The sequence below is a fragment of the Enhygromyxa salina genome (assembly GCF_002994615.1).
In the GTDB taxonomy this organism is placed as follows: domain Bacteria; phylum Myxococcota_A; class Polyangia; order Nannocystales; family Nannocystaceae; genus Plesiocystis; species Plesiocystis salina_A.
Map to the genome: position 1 here is coordinate 1 of NZ_PVNK01000171.1, position 16,943 is coordinate 16,943.

16 protein-coding genes are annotated in these 16,943 nt (G+C 68.9%); 5 read left to right on the top strand and 11 right to left on the bottom strand.

The features are described 5' to 3' along the window. The first annotated feature begins 363 nt into the window (after positions 1-363). Together ENSA5_RS19845 and ENSA5_RS19850 are read left to right on the top strand one after the other, a co-directional pair. Entirely contained in the window at positions 364-912 is a 549-nt protein-coding gene (locus ENSA5_RS19845) for a flavodoxin family protein (RefSeq protein ID WP_106393254.1), read from the top strand. Between the two features lie 124 nt (positions 913-1,036). Continuing rightward, a complete protein-coding gene (locus ENSA5_RS19850) occupies positions 1,037-1,525 on the top strand; it encodes an MYXO-CTERM sorting domain-containing protein (RefSeq protein WP_106393255.1) in 489 nt (162 codons plus the stop codon). 6 nt (positions 1,526-1,531) lie between these two features. Here the strand turns inward: ENSA5_RS19850 and ENSA5_RS19855 are convergent, their stop codons facing one another. From ENSA5_RS19855 to ENSA5_RS19880, 6 genes are all read right to left on the bottom strand, one after another. Next, positions 1,532-3,739, bottom strand: a complete 2,208-nt coding sequence (locus tag ENSA5_RS19855; protein WP_106393256.1) for a phospholipase D-like domain-containing protein — start codon at positions 3,737-3,739, stop codon at positions 1,532-1,534. A 55-nt stretch (positions 3,740-3,794) separates the two neighbouring features. Continuing rightward, positions 3,795-4,598, bottom strand: coding sequence for a hypothetical protein (locus ENSA5_RS19860; protein WP_106393257.1), 804 nt, complete (start codon positions 4,596-4,598; stop codon positions 3,795-3,797). After that, a complete protein-coding gene (locus ENSA5_RS19865; RefSeq protein WP_106393258.1) occupies positions 4,595-6,547 on the bottom strand; it encodes a DUF4150 domain-containing protein in 1,953 nt (650 codons plus the stop codon). The genes ENSA5_RS19860 and ENSA5_RS19865 overlap by 4 nt, the downstream gene beginning before the upstream one ends. 256 nt (positions 6,548-6,803) lie before the next feature. Beyond that, positions 6,804-8,726 carry an ATP-dependent DNA ligase gene (locus ENSA5_RS19870; protein ID WP_106393259.1) on the bottom strand — a complete coding sequence of 641 codons (1,923 nt, stop codon included), beginning with the start codon at positions 8,724-8,726 and terminating at the stop codon, positions 6,804-6,806. A 22-nt stretch (positions 8,727-8,748) separates the two neighbouring features. Then, positions 8,749-9,597: a hypothetical protein gene (locus tag ENSA5_RS19875; RefSeq protein ID WP_146155897.1), complete on the bottom strand. Its 849-nt coding sequence runs from the start codon at positions 9,595-9,597 to the stop codon at positions 8,749-8,751. A 55-nt stretch (positions 9,598-9,652) separates the two neighbouring features. After that, positions 9,653-10,399: a hypothetical protein gene (locus ENSA5_RS19880; RefSeq protein WP_106393261.1), complete on the bottom strand. Its 747-nt coding sequence runs from the start codon at positions 10,397-10,399 to the stop codon at positions 9,653-9,655. A 711-nt stretch (positions 10,400-11,110) separates the two neighbouring features. Here ENSA5_RS19880 and ENSA5_RS19885 point away from each other — a divergent pair. Further along, entirely contained in the window at positions 11,111-11,398 is a 288-nt protein-coding gene (locus tag ENSA5_RS19885) for a hypothetical protein (protein WP_181197958.1), read from the top strand. On the opposite strand, the gene ENSA5_RS19890 is transcribed toward ENSA5_RS19885, so the two are convergent. Beyond that, positions 11,313-12,653, bottom strand: coding sequence for an MYXO-CTERM sorting domain-containing protein (locus ENSA5_RS19890; RefSeq protein WP_106393263.1), 1,341 nt, complete (start codon positions 12,651-12,653; stop codon positions 11,313-11,315). The two genes, ENSA5_RS19885 and ENSA5_RS19890, sit on opposite strands and share 86 nt — an antisense overlap. Before the next feature lie 296 nt (positions 12,654-12,949). Here ENSA5_RS19890 and ENSA5_RS19900 point away from each other — a divergent pair, with 296 nt between their 5' ends. After that, entirely contained in the window at positions 12,950-14,194 is a 1,245-nt protein-coding gene (locus ENSA5_RS19900; RefSeq protein ID WP_181197959.1) for a serine hydrolase domain-containing protein, read from the top strand. Between the two features lie 88 nt (positions 14,195-14,282). Here ENSA5_RS19900 and ENSA5_RS19905 read toward each other — a convergent pair whose 3' ends face one another. Together ENSA5_RS19905 and ENSA5_RS19910 are read right to left on the bottom strand one after the other, a co-directional pair. After that, positions 14,283-15,191 carry a pirin family protein gene (locus ENSA5_RS19905; RefSeq protein WP_106393266.1) on the bottom strand — a complete coding sequence of 303 codons (909 nt, stop codon included), beginning with the start codon at positions 15,189-15,191 and terminating at the stop codon, positions 14,283-14,285. A 3-nt stretch (positions 15,192-15,194) separates the two neighbouring features. After that, positions 15,195-15,395 (bottom strand): hypothetical protein, encoded by a 201-nt coding sequence (locus ENSA5_RS19910; RefSeq protein WP_106393267.1) that lies wholly within the window; start codon positions 15,393-15,395, stop codon positions 15,195-15,197. Between the two features lie 161 nt (positions 15,396-15,556). Here ENSA5_RS19910 and ENSA5_RS19915 point away from each other — a divergent pair, with 161 nt between their 5' ends. Then, positions 15,557-16,411 (top strand): LysR family transcriptional regulator, encoded by an 855-nt coding sequence (locus ENSA5_RS19915; RefSeq protein ID WP_106393268.1) that lies wholly within the window; start codon positions 15,557-15,559, stop codon positions 16,409-16,411. A gap of 46 nt (positions 16,412-16,457) precedes the next feature. Here the strand turns inward: ENSA5_RS19915 and ENSA5_RS39290 are convergent, their stop codons facing one another. Together ENSA5_RS39290 and ENSA5_RS19920 are read right to left on the bottom strand one after the other, a co-directional pair. Beyond that, positions 16,458-16,589, bottom strand: coding sequence for a hypothetical protein (locus ENSA5_RS39290; RefSeq protein ID WP_258182934.1), 132 nt, complete (start codon positions 16,587-16,589; stop codon positions 16,458-16,460). Then, entirely contained in the window at positions 16,586-16,942 is a 357-nt protein-coding gene (locus tag ENSA5_RS19920) for a hypothetical protein (RefSeq protein ID WP_106393269.1), read from the bottom strand. The genes ENSA5_RS39290 and ENSA5_RS19920 overlap by 4 nt, the downstream gene beginning before the upstream one ends. Position 16,943: the final 1 nt, after the last annotated feature.

Sequence of the window (16,943 nt, forward strand, 5' to 3'; positions counted from 1 at the left end):
TCGCCGAGGGCTTTGTCGCCAAAACTTGCAGTACGCCCGGTACAGCGGCGTTTTGGCTTCGCGCCCTCGGCGAAAATTCCGGCGCGAGGCGACACGATGCATTGCACCCCGGGCTGCTAGCAGCCCGTGGTGCAATGCCTTTTCGCCGAGGGCTTTGTCGCCAAGACTTGCGGTCGGCTCGTAGGACCAGGCGCTGGAGTCGACCCCGTCGCCGTCGACGATCCCGCGGAAGAACTCGACGATGGTCCCACGCTGATCGAGGGATGAGCGAGCGAGACGCGAATGTGCTGCCGCTTCGACCGCTCGGGCCCACCAAAAACTGCGCGCTCACGTCGGTCCTGGCTGCCGCATCATGCTGGGGTCATGGACGCCCTCGTCGTGTTCGAGTCGATCTTCGGCAACACCCGCGAGGTCGCCCGGGCGATCGCCGAGGGCCTGCGCTCGAACCCGGAGATCGACGAGCTCGTGCTCGCCGAGGTCGGTGAGGCGCCCGCCTCGGCCAGGGGCTTCGGCCTCGTCGTGATCGGCGGCCCGATCCACGTGTGGACGATGACTCGGCTCGCGACGCGCGAGAGCGCGCGCGAGGACGCGCAGCGGGAGCGCCTCGACCCGCCATCGAAGGGCGAGGGGATCCGCGAGTGGATCGAGCGGCTCCCGCGGGCGCGAGGCCGGATCCTCGCCGCTGCGTTCGACACCGCGATTCAGATGAAGTGGTTTCCGACGGGCTCGGCGGCGAGGCCCGCGGCCGCGCGACTCAAGCGACGGGCGTTCAAGCTGATCGCGCGGCCCGAGCACTTCTTCGTCATCGGCTCGCTAGGGCCGCTCGTTGAAGGTGAGCTCGCGCGGGCGCGCGCGTGGGGGGCGGGGCTGCGCCTCGATTTCACCGACAGCGAGCGCCTCGGCGTGGGCTGAGCGTCACCGAGCTAAACGTTGTTCTGTCGGTCTCGAGGGCGTGTTTGGCCGCAGGGCTGATCGAGTCAGAGCTCGGGGGCACCATGCTCCTGTGCTCCTACGCGAAAAATTGCTCTGCGTTGCGATGACCGCTGCCTTCGCGCTCACGTCCGGCGATGCCCTCGCCACGGGGGACGGCGAGAACGGAGGTGATCTCTCGTCGGCGTGGTTCGTCGTGCCCTTGCCCAACGCCGCGTACGAGGGCGCGCCCGTGACGATCGACGCCGAGATCGGCGTCCATCAGGGCCTCGACGGCGTCTCAATCAGCTCGATTGAGCTGTTCGTCGACGATGAGTCGATCGGCGCTCAGGACTGCCCCGACGGCTGCACCTTCCCAGGCATCGAGCTGGCCAAGGGGGTGCACGATTTGGAGCTCGTCGCCGACAGTGGCTACGCCACCGGCGTGAAGGTCTACGTCGACGAGCCGGCGCCGGGCGGGACCAGCGCCACGGGCGACGACGGCGACAGCGAGGGCGGCGGTAAGTGCAGCGTGCAGGATGGACCCGCGCCAGGGTGGGGGGTGCTCGCGCTCCCGCTGCTCCTGCTCGTGCCGGGCTTTCGTTCGCGCCGCTGACCCGACTCAAGCATAGAGCGACCCGGGCCACAGCGTGCCGACGACCGCGCGCTGGGCTCGCTCGCTCCGCCAGTAGTCCGAGCTCGGGTCCAAGAGCACGCTGCCGGCGATCAGCTCGCGCAGCTCGGTCTCGAGCTCGGCCGTGAACGCGGTGTCCTGCACGACGACGTTGGCCTCGCTCTCCCAGAAGCTCGCGGTCGCGTCGAGGTTGGCCGAGCCGATGCTGGCGATGCGGGCGTCGACGGTCATGAGCTTGGCGTGGACGTAGGGCCGAACCCGTCCCCCGCGGGCGACGACGAGGGGCGACGCGGGCGGTTGGAACTCGTAGATCTTCACGCCCGCGAGCAGCAGCGGCTCGAGCCGAGCCTTGACCATGTGCTCGAACAAGGTCCTGTGCATCGGGGCCGGAAAGAAGCTCCCGTCGGCCCGCCGCGCGGCCGCGTTGCCAGTGAGCAGCTCAACCCGCACGCCCCGAGCCAGGAGTCGGCGGATCGCGCGCTCGAGCGTGGTGACGATCGGGAAGTCGTTGACGATGTAGACGTGGTCCTCGGCGAGGTCGAGCATCGCTTCGTACATCGCGAGGCCGTTGGCGTCGCGGAGGCCATGATGGACCACGAGCCGGCCTGCGCTCGACCCGACCGGCGCGAGCTCGGGTAGCAGCGCGGGCTCGAGCGTCGGGGCGAGCGCGCCGCCCTGCTCGCGCCAGGTCTCGAGGAAGGAGGCTTGCACCTGTCGGACCAGCGGCCCGCCGATCTCGACGTGGGCGTCGAGCCAGGGGATCCGCTCGTGGCGGGTGTTGTCGTGGACCGGGATCTCGACGAAGCCCGAGTAGTATTCGTCGCCCGCGTTGCGGCCCGAGACGATCGCCCGGCGCCCGTCGACGATGATCAGCTTGCGGTGGTCACGGCGCTTGAGCTTGGTGACCTCGACGTCGCGCCGCGACTCGATCCGCTCGAGCGCGAGGACCTCGACCTTGGGCTCGGCCCGGAGCGAGGCGAGCAGCGGGTTGAGCCGGCCGAGCAGCTCCTCCTCGGAGTACAGCGCGTCGATCATGAAGCGGACCTGGACCCCCGCGCGGGCCCGCCGAATCAGCCCGACGATCAAGCGCTCGCTAAACTCGCTGGGTCGGATGATATAGAACTGGAGGTGGAGCGAGCTGGTCGCGGTCTCGATCAGCTCGAACACCCGCTCGCGCGCGCGGTGGTTGTCGAGCTCGGCGTGGAATTTGTTGCCCTGGACCAGCGCCGAACCGGTCGCGCGATCGAGGCGCCAGGTGATCCGATCGGCGCGGTGCCACTCGCGGCGAAAGCTCCGGGCCTGCTCGTGGGCCGGGTCCAGCTCGCCCGCGCGGGCGCGCGCCGTGGCCTCGGCCGGCGACAACAGCTCGACCGGATCGAGGGTGCCGTCCGCGGCCGAGAAGCGCTCGCTGACGATCGTCGTCACCGGCACGCCCATGGCCCGCAGCGTGCGGATCGCGGTCAGCCGGAACATCTGGGTGAAGTTGACGCCGAGGCTGATGAGCTCTTGCTCGCGCGCGCCGTAGATCAGCGTCGCGGCCGGGGTGATGTGGTGGCTGACGATCGCCTCGTGGATCGCGGCGTGGCGGTTCTTCTCGTGGATGTCGAAGAACGCGAGCTCGAACCCGGCCTTGCGCAGGGCGCTCAGCAGCGTGAGGTCGGGGCCGAGGCGCTGGCCGGGCTCGGCGCTCGGGAGCAGGAGCTCGGCGTGGACGAGGGCGACCGGGCGGCCGTCGGCGACCTGGAGCACGCGGCCGACGGCCAGGACCGCCGCGGGGCTCACTCGTCCGGTTGCGCTCGTGACTTCGACCTTGACGCGATAGAGCCCCGGCGCGGGCGCGCGGATCATCGCGCGGACCGTCGCGCGGACCTCGTCGCGCTCGCCGATCGGGACCTCGGCGACGAGCTCTCGATCGAGGTAGAAGCGGGCCATGTCGCCGAACTTGGCCGCGACGCCGACCTGAGCCTCGAGCTCGACCCACTCGCCGGGGCTGGTCAGCACGTCGCGCTCGACCCCACCGATGAACAGCCGCAGGGCCGGGCTCTGGCTCCAGCGCTCGAGCGTGGAGCCCAGCGCTCGGGCGGCGACGTCGGCGAGCGAGCGGGTCTCGCTCTCGGGTTGTGGCGGGTTGGCGTCGTCGCCGATCAGGCCGACGATGCGACGAAGCCGCTCGCTGAGGTCAGGTCGCTCGCCCACGTTGCCAGGAGAGTATAAGGCGACGGACTCGGCTGGCTCCGTGCAGGATTGTCGCTCAGCGCATGATCGTCAGCTGGCCGGCCGTGTACTCCCAGTTGGTCCGGGCGAGGAACAAGGGCAGCGACCAGCGCTCGTTGTTGATCGCTCGGGCCTGGCGAATCACGGGCTCGCCGGCTGCGGTGCACGGCTCGACGAGCTGGCCGTCGCAGCGGACCCGCAGCTCGAGCTCGGCCTCGTTGAAGGGCGCGAGCTCCCAGCCCGGCAGCGCGCTCAGGTGGGCCCAGGTCCGCGTGAGCCGCTCTTCGAGCTCGGCCTCGCTCATCTCGTAGGCCAGGGCCAGCTCGCGGTACTTGGTCGGGCTGTGGGCGAGCAGCACGTCGATCTGGCCGGCGGCGAGGGCGGCGTGGAGATCTCGGACCCAGGCGACGACGTCGGTGATCGTGCTGGCGTCGTCGGCGAAAGGCGGCGAGCGCTGCCAGCCCCACTCGCCCCAGGGCTGGACGGCGACGCCGGTCGCGCTCAGGACCGGCGGCAGCGCGGGGAGGGGAAGCTCGACCTCGGGCTCGGTCGGGGTCGGGGTCGGGGGCCACTCGATGACCGCGAGCTCGAGCTCGTTGCCCGGCTCGGGCACGTCGCCGATCTTGGCCTCGCACAGGGCCACGTGGAGGCGCGCGCTCTCGTCGCTGTCTTCGACGTGGACGCTGAGCAGGTTCTCGCCGTCGACGACCCACTCGCTGATCGTCGGGAAGGCGTGGACCGGGAAGTCGAGGGACAGCCCGAGGACCGGCGCGTCGTTGAGTCGGACTTCGCCGTGGCAGCCGCGGGCGTCCACGTGGATGTAGAAGATCTCGCCGCTCACTTGATCGCACCTTGGGGGCTGGGGATCCCAGTCTCGTTCTTCTCGCCCGAGGGGAAGGTGCCCTCGCCGAGGCTTCGTGGCTTCATGATCGGGAAGGTTCGCTGGAAGCTGCCGACGCCCTTGAGGTACCCGGTGACGTTGCCGGTCAGGCCCTTGAAGCCGAGCTTCCAGTCGATCTTCAGGCCGTCTTTGTCGTCGATCTTGGGCGAGGCCTCGAAGGGGAACACGAGCTCGAACTTGCCGTCGGCCGCGACCCAGTCGGCCCCGAGCGCGCCCTTGATGCCGAGCTCACCTTTGACCTCGACGCCGATCGTCGTGCCCCATTCGGGTTCGTCGGGCGTGGCCTCGCAGCCGGCGCTGAGCTTGGCCTCGCCCGAGACCTTGCCGAACACCAAGATCGTGACGCCGAACACCCAGACCTTGAACTCGACGCCGAAGCTGGCCTCGAGCTCGAGCTTGAGCAGCGAGAGCGCGGCCTCGAACTTCCACCAGTTGAAGACCGTGTGGTCCTTCCACTCCTTCGAGCCCCACTCGAACGCGAGCTCGCCGGTGAAGAAGGCGATCGAAAAATTGAACTTCCAGCCGACCTGGGGCTGAAACTTCTCGATGAAGTTCATCACCGACTGGATGTTGTTCTGGACGTTGATGAAGCCCTGGATGATCTCGCCGAGCTTCGCGGTGGCCTTGAGGTCCTCGCTGTTGCGCTCGAGCGTGATGCTGCCGCCGGTCTTCTTGATGACCTCGTTGACCGGGGGCTTGTCGCCGAACCAGTCGCTGCCGTCCTTGTAGCCCTTGTCCCAGCCGTCCTTCTCGCCGGCCTCCCACTGGGCGTTGGGCTCGAGCTTCTTGATGGCCGCGCCCGCGTACTTGCGGTTGAAGACCTCGGGGATCGACAGCGAGAGCTTGTACTGGTCGCTCGAGTACACGTCGATCGTGCGCGAGAGCTTGCGAAAGCCGGGGCTCTTGTCCTCGAGCACGCCGCACGACTCGACCTCGAGGGTGTAGCGCCTGGTGGATTTGGGCGAGAAGAAGAAATAGCCGATCAGCGCGGCCGGGCTCATGTAGGCGATGACCGGCAGCTCGACCTTGCGGCACTTGAGCGAGAACTCCTTCTTGGTCGCGCCGGAGTAGGTCTCGGGCTTGCCGGTCGCGCGGTCGGTCAGGCTGATGAAGGGGTGGACCTTGTCGCAGCCGTAGCCGGGGCCGCCGGTGAGCTCGACCTCGAGCTTCTCGGCCCGGCGATCGTCCTCGCCCGCGACGACCTGGATGTTCGAGGTGAACACCCGCTTCGAGCCCTTGGCCGGGCGCGGGAGGTTGTCTTGGATCTGGCCGTTGAAGGTGTACTCGAACGGGCCGAAGCCGCGCTTGCCGTCGCCCTCGCCCGTGTGGCTGCACTTGATCGTGATCTTCTCGAAGTCGCAGGGCGGGACCTCGACGACCTCGGAGTCGCCGGGGCCGGTCGCGTCGAGGACCTCGGCTTCGGCGGCCCGGCGGGCGGCGACGGGGCCGGGGGCCGGAGCCTTGACCGGGGCGGGCTTGCAGAGCCCCCCGGCGTTGAGCGAGGACGGCGGCGGGCCCGAGGCGCTGTTTTGGCCCATGATGTCGCCGTGGCGGCAGACCCCGAGGCCCTCGACCTGCACGGTCATCGACCAGACCATGAAGTAGCCGTTGCGGAGGATGACGCCCGAGACCACGCTGCCGCCGAGGGTCCCGCCCTCGTCGCCGATGCTCTTCGAGGTCATCGAGTAGTCCTCGAGGAAGGTCGGCTCGCCGTCGATGTGTACGGTCTTGCTGCCCTTGATCAGATCCTTGGCGAACAGGACGTTCGTGTAGGGGATCGGCACCGGACCCGGCGGCGGCGACAGGCACACGTCGACCGGCGCGACGCCGATGCCCGCGCAGCCCTTGTGGAAGAAGCCCATCTTCTCAGCGAAGACCGTCAGTGCCATGGAGACCGCGACGGTAGCACGTCAGCCCTGGACCCTCTCCCTCGCTGGGCTGGGATGGGCTTCGCAGTCGCCTCCGTGGGCCCTTGGAAAGGGGCTTCAGCGCAGTTTTTCTGGGTCCATGGGACGCGCGAGGGGCGGGAAATCGAGCGGCCGGCCGATGGCGCTGCTGCCCTCAGCCCATGCGCTGCTGCCCTCAGCCCATGCGCTGCTGCCCTCAGCCCATGCGCTGTTGCCCTCAGCCCATGCGCTGTTGCCCTCAGCCCATGCGCTGCTGAAAGTACAGCTCTTCGATCGCCGAGACCTTGTCGGTCTCGCCTGCGTGCTTGTCGGACCGAATCGCGACCAGCTTCGGGTCGCGGAGCTTGAGCTCCTTGGTCACGTTGTCCTTCACGATGCCCTCGAAGCGCACGGTCACGACGATGTGGGGCCGCAGCTCGACGCCGGGCCGGACCCCGGAGGCGCTCTGGCGCTCGACGCGGCGCCCGGTGATCAGACCGCTGCGCATGATCTCGGCCTGGAGCTCGCGGTCGCGGTGTTGATCGACGCCCGCGACGTCGCCGACATCCACGAACGCGCCGTCGGCTGTGCGGGCACCGATCGCGAAGCTGCCGAACATCCCGGCCTTTTGCTTGGAGGTGACCGAGAAGATGCCCTGCAGCAGCACGAGGTCGAGGGTGATCTCGGGCTTGCGCTTGAGCCAGTTGGGATCGCGGCGCGCGAGGGCGTAGGTGCCGTCGAGATCCTTGGTGATGATCCCTTCGTAGCCCTGGTGGCGGAAGTACTGGTACAGGCGGTTGACGTCGTTCTTGTCGTTGGCGAGCTGGCCCTCGGCGATCGACACGGGGATCGGCAGCGTGTAGTTGGCCAGCGGGCTCAAGAACTGCTGCAGCGCCTTCCGACGCTGGCGCAGGGGCAGTTGGGTCAGATCTTGGCCGTTGAGGTAGACCAGATCGAAGGCAGCGTACTTGAGGTTGACCGGGCGCTGGACGACCTCGCCCGAGAGGCTCGCGTAGACCTCGTAGACCGTGGCCAGGCGCGGGCCGTCGAGGTCGAGGACCGTGCCGTAGAGCTCGCCGTCGACGATGCAGTCGCGGCAGGGGAACATGCTGATCGTCTGTTGCATGCCCCGGACCTGCTCGAGCCAGTCTTTGCGTCCGCGGGTGTAGGCGGCGCACAGGATCGAGCCGTGGGCGTCGGTCGACTTGTGGAGCATGAAGCGGATGCCGTCGTACTTGCGCTCGACCCAGGCCGGGTACTTTTTGACGGTGTCGGTCGAGCCGCTGGCGAGCGCGGGCTTGATCGCTACCAGCGGCTGGAGCCGGACCTCGCGGAGGCCGTCGGGGCCCTTGGTTGCGAGGGTTCGGGCCACGGCGAAGGGATCGGACAGCGCGATCGCGTGCTGGACGGCCTCGGCCTCGGCGCCGTAGTAGCTGGCCAGCGCCTTGGCGATGACGGCGCCCTCGTACTCGAAGCCGAAGTCGGCCTTGCGCAGGATCAGCCGGGCCATCAGGTAGGCCTCGACCTTGCCCATGCGGGTGAGCAGCGAGCGGAGCAGATCGAATTTGAGGCTGCGGACCGCGTCGGGCAGGAACTCGAGGGTCAGGAGGACCTCGCCAGCGGTCAGCGGCGGATCGGACTTGAGCTCGCTGCGTGACTCGGCGAAGAGCACGCCGACGTCGCCGACCTGGGTCAGGCGGTCGAGCATGTCGCGGTGGCTCTTCATCTGGACCGACATCAGCAGCCGGATCAGGCTGTCGCGCTTGAAGGTGCTCGTGCGCCCGACGAACACGTCGCCGACCAGGCAGCCGATCTTCTGGACCGCGCTGAGCCCGACGTCCCGGTCGAGGAAGGACTGGACGAGCTCGGCGCGGCCGGCCGTGTCGGGCGGCTTGCTGATCTCGAGCCGAAACAGCTGCGCGGCCTTCTCGGGGTGCATGCGCATCAGCGGGATCAGCAGCCCGCGGCACAGCGAGTAGAAGGGGATCGTGTTGAGCTCGTCGAGCGAGCGGCCCGCTTGCGAGAGCTGCTCGACCACGAACTGCACGTGCAGGGGCATGCCGAGCACGTCTTGCATGTAGGTGGCGCTGGGTCGGTGGCTGCCGAGCGCGCCGGTCAGCTGCTCGAGGTTCTCGCCGGAGTGAAACCAGCTGCGGACGGTGGAGTCATCGACGACGTGCATGGCGGTGGCGGATGATAGCAGCTCAGAGCGGGCCGAGGAGCTTGGCCCACAGATCGAGCACGATGAACACCGCCATGCTGACGCCGAGCGCCGAGAGGGCCGTGCGGCCGAGGGTCCACGGCTCGTCCTCGTCGATCGTCGCGAACACGGGCACGCTGATGACGAAGAAGCTGCCGTAGAACATCGAGCCCCAGACCAGCATCCGCCCGCGGTCGGCGTACTCGAACACGTCGGCGAGCAGCGGCACGGCCATGAAGAAAGTCTCGGCGAAGGCCACGAGGTAAGCGAGCGCGACGATCAGCGCGGCCTTGGCCACGCGCCCGAGCACGAAGCGGGTGCTCAGGTAGCGAAGCAGGACCGTCACCGCCACGTGGTAGGTCATGAAGTAGGCCTGGGTCAGCGGGTACAAGAACAGCGGGACCTGGCCCTCGCTGTCGCCGACGAGCTCGGCCGAGCCGTTCCAGCTGGTCGGGAAGGCGTAGCGCATGCCCACGACGTCGAAGAAGTAGTGGGTGAAAAAATAGCTGCCGACGAAGACGAAGATCCCGATCCAGAGGTTGAGCCGAAACCATGACGTGGCCCACGCGGGCTTGTTGGCGTCTTCGGGCCGCGGCGCGAGGTAGGGGACGAAGACCAGGGGCGCGGCGGCGCCGAGGCCGAAGAGCATGAAGCCCGCGTCGCCCCAGCTGCGGTACATGCCGCTGAGCATCACGAGGCCGACCAGCGCGATCCAGATCGGGCTGTAGATCAGATAAAAGCGCTCGGCTGCGGCCTTGCCCGGGTTGCTGGACCACCAGCTACCTTTGGCCCCGGTCGGCGTCCTGCGCGACGCCACGCACGGCCGCTGCGCGTCCGGTCCCTCGTTCTTCACTCGGTGGGCTCCCATGTGCTGCGCAGTGGCCTTCGTGGCCCCCCGACTTTACTACTTACTGGCGAGCTTGGGGCACGAGGCCGGGGCGGGGGGCGTTGGGCGGCGGCTCCTTGGCTGCGGCGATCAGCGCGAGGACCTCGGGCATCTTGTCGCTCGGGCACGCGTCGTCGGTCCAGCTGACCATGCGCACATTCGCCCAGCCGGGCAGGAAGGCCCAGTGGATGCCGTTGGCCTGGCTCCACATGGCGCCCTCGACCCCGGGCACGGGCGTCGAGGCGAAGTTGGGGTTGCGCGTGGTTCGGGCCATGCGCGTGTCGTGGTCGGCGACGGCCTCGGCCGGATCCTGGTGTTGGATCTGGGACGCTCGAATGGCCACGGGGTAGCTGCCCTCCATGTCGGGCAAGAAGAAGTAGCCGCAGCTTTGATGCACGGACTCGCCCATGTAGAGCTGATGGCCGCAGAGCTGCTGGATCCGCTCGGCGTCGAAGCCGGTCTCGAACGGGCAGCACGCGGGCTCGGGCAGCTTGGGCGCGAACAGCTTGCAGACCCCGTTGCTCGTGTCGGGCCTGCCCGAGCCGGGCGCGGGGGCGTCGGGGGCCGGGTGCGGGGCCGAGTCGACGGTGTAGAGATCCTCGCCGTCGCGCACGACGCGGGGATCGTCGGGGTCCGCGACGGCGACGCCCGCGGGCGGCGCGGGCTTGGAGTCGGCTTCGCTTTGCGGAGTCGAGACCGTGGCCGGGCACGCGAGGCACAGCATGATCGCCGCGAGCGGATAGGACGGGGCGGAGGGCAGGGCGGACATGGTCGAGGTGTTCTTATCGTCGCTGGGCAGCGAGGTCGAGAGCCTCGGGGCGCAACGGCCAGAAGCGGCCTGGCTCTCGCCTGGTCGCGCGGACAGCTCACGCGTCGCGCTGCGGGGGGCTGCGTGCCGGGGTCGCTCGAGCTGGCTGTGGGGCCCTCGGGCTGCGGGCGCTCGGGTGTGGCGATGACGCCGTCGCGGTCGACGCGGGCGACGAGACGGCCGCGAGCGAGACCCTCGGCGCCCGGACCGAGGGAGCGAGTCGGGCACCGCACAGACCGAGACCACGGCGGGTGCCGGCTGCCACCAGCACGAGCCTCACGTCGACGGCGGGATGATGACGGTGCTTCGGGTCGAGCTCTGAGGCCGAGTTCGAGTCCATCTTCGCGACCCATTCGACCGATGGGCTCCGGGCAGACCGGGTAGCCAGGTGTCGGTCATGGCACCCGGGGGAGGCACGACGGCGTACAGATCATGTTTGGGCCGATTTTCGTGAACTCGCGAAGAATGATGTGATCGTAGGGCAAGTGCTACGAATATTTTTCATTCTCAGATCGACTGTTGGCGCTTGGCCCCCGTAACCTCAAAGTGTATACAAAACCCTCGCCGTCGTTGATGTATTGTCATATCTGACAATGGGCGATGGAAAAAGAAAGTAGACACACCATGGCAACAGTCAAATACAAATCAGGTGATCGCGTCACGATGAGGATCGTGCGTGCGGACAACATTCTGCTCGGGTACTTGGCCGAGAGCACCACCGTCAGGCGCAAGATCTACGAGCGGATGACGGACTTCGATCCGCACATGCAAGACGAGATCGACATCAGCCCGGCGCTGCGCTCGCCCAAGCAAGACATGCTCCTGACCGGCATCAACTTCACGGGCGGCGGGCAGATCGAGTTTCTGATCGAGGTCAACGGCACCGACGCGCACCGGGTGTCGGAGAAGCTGGGCAAGAACGCCAGCAAGTCCTGGCTGGTGAGCTTCCAGAAGAGCTAGATCGGCGACGCCCGACCAGTCCGAGCAGCGTGAGGAGCCCGAGGACCGCGGCGTTGCGGCGGTCCTCGTGGCCACCCTCGTCGACCTTGCAATTGCAGCCATCGTCGGCAACCAGCGCCTCTTCGCCGACCACGACCGTGAAATCGAGCGAGGTCTCGTTGCCAGCGGCGTCGCGCAGGCGCAGCTCGAACACCCACTCGCCGATCGGCAGGGCCTCGACGTCGAAGCTGGGATCGTGGACGGCCGAGAACGCGGGCTCGTCGATCAGCCCGCGAACGCCGATCGCAAGCTCGTAGACCTGCGGGTGCTGATCGTCGATCACCCGCAGGGTCACCGGAAAATCAGCCGGGCCCTGAAAGTAGCGGCCGTCGAAGGGATCGACGAGCTCGAGGGTCGGGGCGACGTCGTCGATGTAGGGCTCGCCGAACAACAGGCGCATCATCGCGATGTCGTCTTGAAAGTCCGAGAGGCCGCACTGCTCGAGGCTGATCTGCGGGCAGCTGCCCTCGTCGACCGGGTCGAGCTCGGGGTTGTCGACGATCTGGGCGCAGCCGTCGAAGAATTTGACGAGCGTGTTGTCGCCCGAGGGCGCCATCAGCGAGTACTCGAGCCCGATGTGGTCAAAGCCCCAGGTGTGGGCCGACTCGTGCAGGGCCGTGCTCGCGCCGCCGTTGATCCAGGTGCTGCGCTCGCCGTCGAGGAACACGTAGGCGATCTGGTTGGGCAGATCGTCCCAGCAGTCTCCGGCTGGCGCGCGGCCGAGGGCCTCCTCTTCGATCGAGTCGCCGCCGTAGACGACCATCGTGTAGGGCTCGGTGGCCGGCGGCCGCTGGCCGGTCACGCGGACGCCGAGCTCGTTGACCTGCGAGCGCATCGCGTCGAGGATCGCCACGCGCTGGGCGAGGTTGCCGCTCCACGGCTCGAAGGTCGTATTCTTCTTGAGCCACGAGCAGTTCTCGTGGCTGTTCGAGGGGTTGCACTCGCTGATGTGGACGCCGTCGAAGTTGACGAAGATCGTCGTGTTGGTCCCGAGCTTGCGCCGGGGCCGAGGCGCGCTGAGGATCTCGGGATCCATGGGCACGGCGTCGGCGTAGGGGACCGGGAGCTCGGGGGGCGTGGGCGCTTTTTGGGTGGCGGCGGAGGTCCCCGCGCTCGTCGGCGGGGCCTCGACCGCGGGGGCGCGCAGGTGCACGGCGAACTCGGGCTCGCCGGCGACGAGCGCCGCGAGGAGCAGGAGCTGGGCCGCGCCGGGCATCTACGTCGAACTCTACCCGATCGCAGGGCCCCGGGCGGCGATCGGGTCGAGGGCAGCTCGAACAACGAGCTCGAGCTGCCCGCCACGAAGGTCGGGACAGGCTGCGGGACGTGGCGCCCGGAGCGAGCCCAACGCTGTGATTGACCCGCTGGGAGCGCCGAGCCGGCAACGCCAGAAGCGCCGCAGACGTGCCTGGCAGCGCGAACTCAAACGGGGCGCCGCGCTGGAACGCTGGCGGAGCCGTGGGGGCCGCGGTAGACAGCCCGAGCGTGGTGACGACGCGAGTACGAGGCTTCGTGGACCCCGAGTTTGCGCCGCTCGTGCGCGCGCTCGAGCTCTATGTCCCTCTGCGCGGTCCCGGCGGTGCCGCGCTGAGCGTGCACCACCGCGGTCAGCTGGTCGCAGACATCGCGATCGGGACCCGCGATCGCGCGGGGGCGCCGATGGAGCCGGACACCCTGGTCATGTGCCTGTCGACGGCCAAGGGCGTCACGGCGACCTTGCTCCACATCGTCGCCGACCGCGGCGAGCTCGATCTCGACGCCCCCGTCGCGCGCTACTGGCCCGAGTTCGCCCAGGGCGGCAAGGGCGGGATCACCGTCAGCGAGCTGGTCTCGCATCGCGCCGGGCTCTACGCCGTGCGGCCCTTGATCGACCAGATCGAGGACATCTACGACTGGCCGCGCATGGTCGAGGCCCTCGCCCGCGCCGCGCCGGCCCACGCGCCCGGTCGCGACTTCGGCTATCACGCGTGGACCTTCGGCTGGCTCGTGGGGGAGCTGCTTCAGCGCGCGACCGGGGCCTCGTTCACCGACTTGCTGCGCGAGTGCATCGCCGAGCCGCTCGGGCTCGAGGGCCTGTACATCGGGCTGCCCGAGCACGAGCGGGCCCGGGTCGCGCAGACGATCGAGTGGGGCTCGACGAAGCTGGGGTTCTCCACGCCGGGCGGGTCGGGCAGGCTGCGCAGGGCCGCGGGCGCGAGCGTCGAGGTCGCGGGTCGGGCTGCGCGCGCGCTCGGTCTGCGCTTCGATCCCTCGGACATGGTCGGCGCGATGCTGCCCCGGGGTCTGTCGAGCCTCGATCTCAACTCGCCGGTATTTTTGCGCGCGGTCATCCCCTCGCTCAACGGGGTGTTCGACGCGCGCTCGCTCTCGCGGCTCTACGCCGCGCTGGCCGGCGGCGGCGAGCTCGACGGGGTCCGGCTCATGTCGCGCGCGGCGATCGAGCGCGCGCGCGCCGATCAAAACGTTGGCCTCGGCCGGGTGATCCCGTTCCCGCTGCGGGTGAAGATGGGCTACCACCGGCCGATCTCGCTCGGTCTGCGGGTGTCGGTGCGCGGGCGCAGCAAGGATCTGGGCATCGCCAGCGCCGATGCTTTTGGTCACTTTGGGCTCGGGGGCTCGGGCGCGTGGGCCGACCCTGAGCGCGAGCTTGGGGTCGCGGTCGTGACCAACTGTTTCGCCGGGCGGCTGCCCGCCGATCTGCGCACGGTTGGGGTGTGCACGGCGGCGGCCTTCGCCGCAGATCGGCGGGCGCGGTGAACCCCCGAGCTCGGGCGACGCGCACGGCTCGAGCCGAGCAGGCCGTGGTCCTCGGCCTGCTCGGCTCGGCCGTTGCTGACTCGACGCCTCAGGCCCTGGGCGCGAGCTCGCCCATGCGCCCGCTTTGGTAGTCGAGGATGGCCTGGCTGATCTCGGCCCGGGTGTTCATCACGAAGGGGCCGTGGGCCACGACGGGCTCGCCGAGGGGCGCTCCGCTCAGGACCAGGGCGCGCGCGCCCTCGCTCGCGCTCAAGGTGAGCGCGCCGGGCTCGTCTCGGTCGAGAACCACCAGCTCACCCGCGCGGACCTCCGTGGTGTCCTGGGCGATCGCTCGACCGTCGAGGATGAGCGCGAGGGTCGTCATCCCCACGGGCGGCTCGAACGAGGCGAGGCCGGCCTCGGGCAGCGTCAGGTCGAAGAGCGTGATCGGCGTGTGCGACTCGCCCGGCCCGGTCATGCCATGGACCGTCCCCGCGATGAGCCGGCCCGAGCCCCGCTCGAACTCGAGCCGTGGAAAGCTCGAGTCCTCCAGCGCCTGGTAGCGGGGCGCGGTCATCTTGAGGCGTGCGGGCAGGTTGACCCACAGCTGGACCATCTCGAACATCCCCCCGCTTCGGGTGAAGCCGTCAGACTGCATCTCCTCGTGGACGACGCCGGAGCCGGCGGTCATCCACTGGACATCCCCGGCCCTGATCGTGCCGCCGCCGCCGTGGGAGTCGCGGTGATCGACCTCGCCCTGGTAGGCGAAGGTCACGGTCTCGAACCCGCGGTGGGGGTGCGGGCCGACGCCGCGCGGCTTCGGAGCGGGCTCGAAGCGGCGGGGGGGTCCGTAATCCAGCAAGATGAAGGGGCTGAGGAGTTCGGCGTCGAGGCGGCTCGGTGAAAAGATGGTGCTGACCGCGAACCCGTCGCCGACCCAGTGGCGCTCGGTTGGGGACAGGACGTGCGTGATGGGCTTGAGCGAGGGACCGGTTGCTGTGTCGATGCGGCTTGCCATGATTCACTCACTGAGTTCGGTGTAGGTGTTGGGTACGTTGACTGCGCTGTGGATCCCGTCCCACAGAGCGTAGCCCTGGTCGTCGGTCAGGGTCAGGCCCTCGACGGTCTCCTCGACCGTGAGGCCCTCGTCGATCGAGTCCTGGACACCAGCGATGAGGGTGTCGAGGTCGCCGACCGAGAAGTCGAAGGTGTCGACGGACACGGGGCGGCCGTGACCCGGGACGACGATCGCGGCGGCGGTGGTGGAGAGCTGGGGGTGGTCATGCTTCGTTCCTGGAAGGTGTCGGTGACCCCCTGAAAATAGGTTTGCGAAGGAAGGTTGACCACGCTCAGTGGTGCACGATAGTTTTGCTTTCACGCAAAATGGACCGCTGGGACGATCTACGCCATTTCCTCGCCGTTGCTCGGCGGGGAACCTTGACCGCCGCCGCGGAGGACCTCGGCTTGAACGCCTCGACCCTGCATCGCCGCCTCGCGGCGCTGGAGGAGCAGGTCGGCGCGGGGCTGTTCGAGAAGGGGCCGCGTGGCTATCGCCTCAGCGCGGTGGGAGAGGCCTTGCTCCCGCGGGCTGAAGAGGTGGAAGAGGCGGTCTTCGCCGCCGCCCGAACCGTCGTTGGTCACGACGAGCAGGTCTCGGGTGACGTGCGCGTCACGCTTCCGGTCGACTTCCTGACGGCAGTGGGCCCACACCTGGTCGCGTTTCGCGACCGCTGCACCCGCGTGCGCCCGATCGTGCTCGCCGACAACGCCCTCCTCGATCTGGGGAGGGGGGCAGACATCGCGCTGCGGCCGACACAGCGTCCGCCGGAGTCCGTGGTCGGTCGGCGGCTGGTCGAGATTGCGTGGTGCCGCTACGCGCCGAGCAGCAGCAGCGGCGACGGGCTCCCCTGGCTGCACTATCTCGGGCTGGGTCACGTCGGGCCGATCGCCTGGAGAAGGAAGACCTTCGCGGGCGACGAGCCGCTGCTGCTGGTCGAGCAGGTCGCGGCCATGCACGCGCTCCTCCGAATGACCCCGGCCCAGGGCTTGCTGCCGTGCTTCTTGGGCGATCCCGATCCGCAGCTGCGAAGGGTGGGCGAGCCGGCCGAGGCAACGACCACGCTGTGGTTGTTGATCCACGCGGACCTGCGCCGGGCCGCGCGGGTCCGGGCCCTGGTCGATTTTCTCGTGCCGCGGGTGCTGGCGGATCGGGCCCTGTACGAGGGCGAGTCGGTCTGACGACGCATGGGGGCGCTCAGCGAGGGGGTTGCGGTTCCCGTTGGGTTCACTCGTGTTCGAGACTGTCGTGGACATCCCGGCCGAGCCGACGAGCGCGGACGGCCGTGAGGGGGTCTCGGTGACTCTCGACGACGTCGTCGGCTGCGGGCAGCACGGTGCTTCGCTCGGTCGAGGTCATGTCGCGGCCTTGCGAAGCTGCGCGAGCGCCCGCTGCCCGAGCACGACGCCGGCACCGACCGTGATCACGACCGCGAGCCCCCCCGAGATCCAGTCCTGCGTTTCGCCGGCGTAGATGGCCGTGAACACCCCGACAGCGACCCCGGACAGGATCAGCAGCGGTCCGAGGGCGGCGTTGATGCCACCGCGGACCCCCTCGGTCGCTTCGAGCAGGGACCCGTCGCCCGCGAACATCGAGATAGCGATCAAGACCAGGTACAGCGGGAGTAGGAGCAGGGCCGGGATCAGCCAGACCAGCGCGGTCTTGATGAACGGCCCCCAGACCTTGCCCTCGTCGCGGTCTCTTGTCGCCACG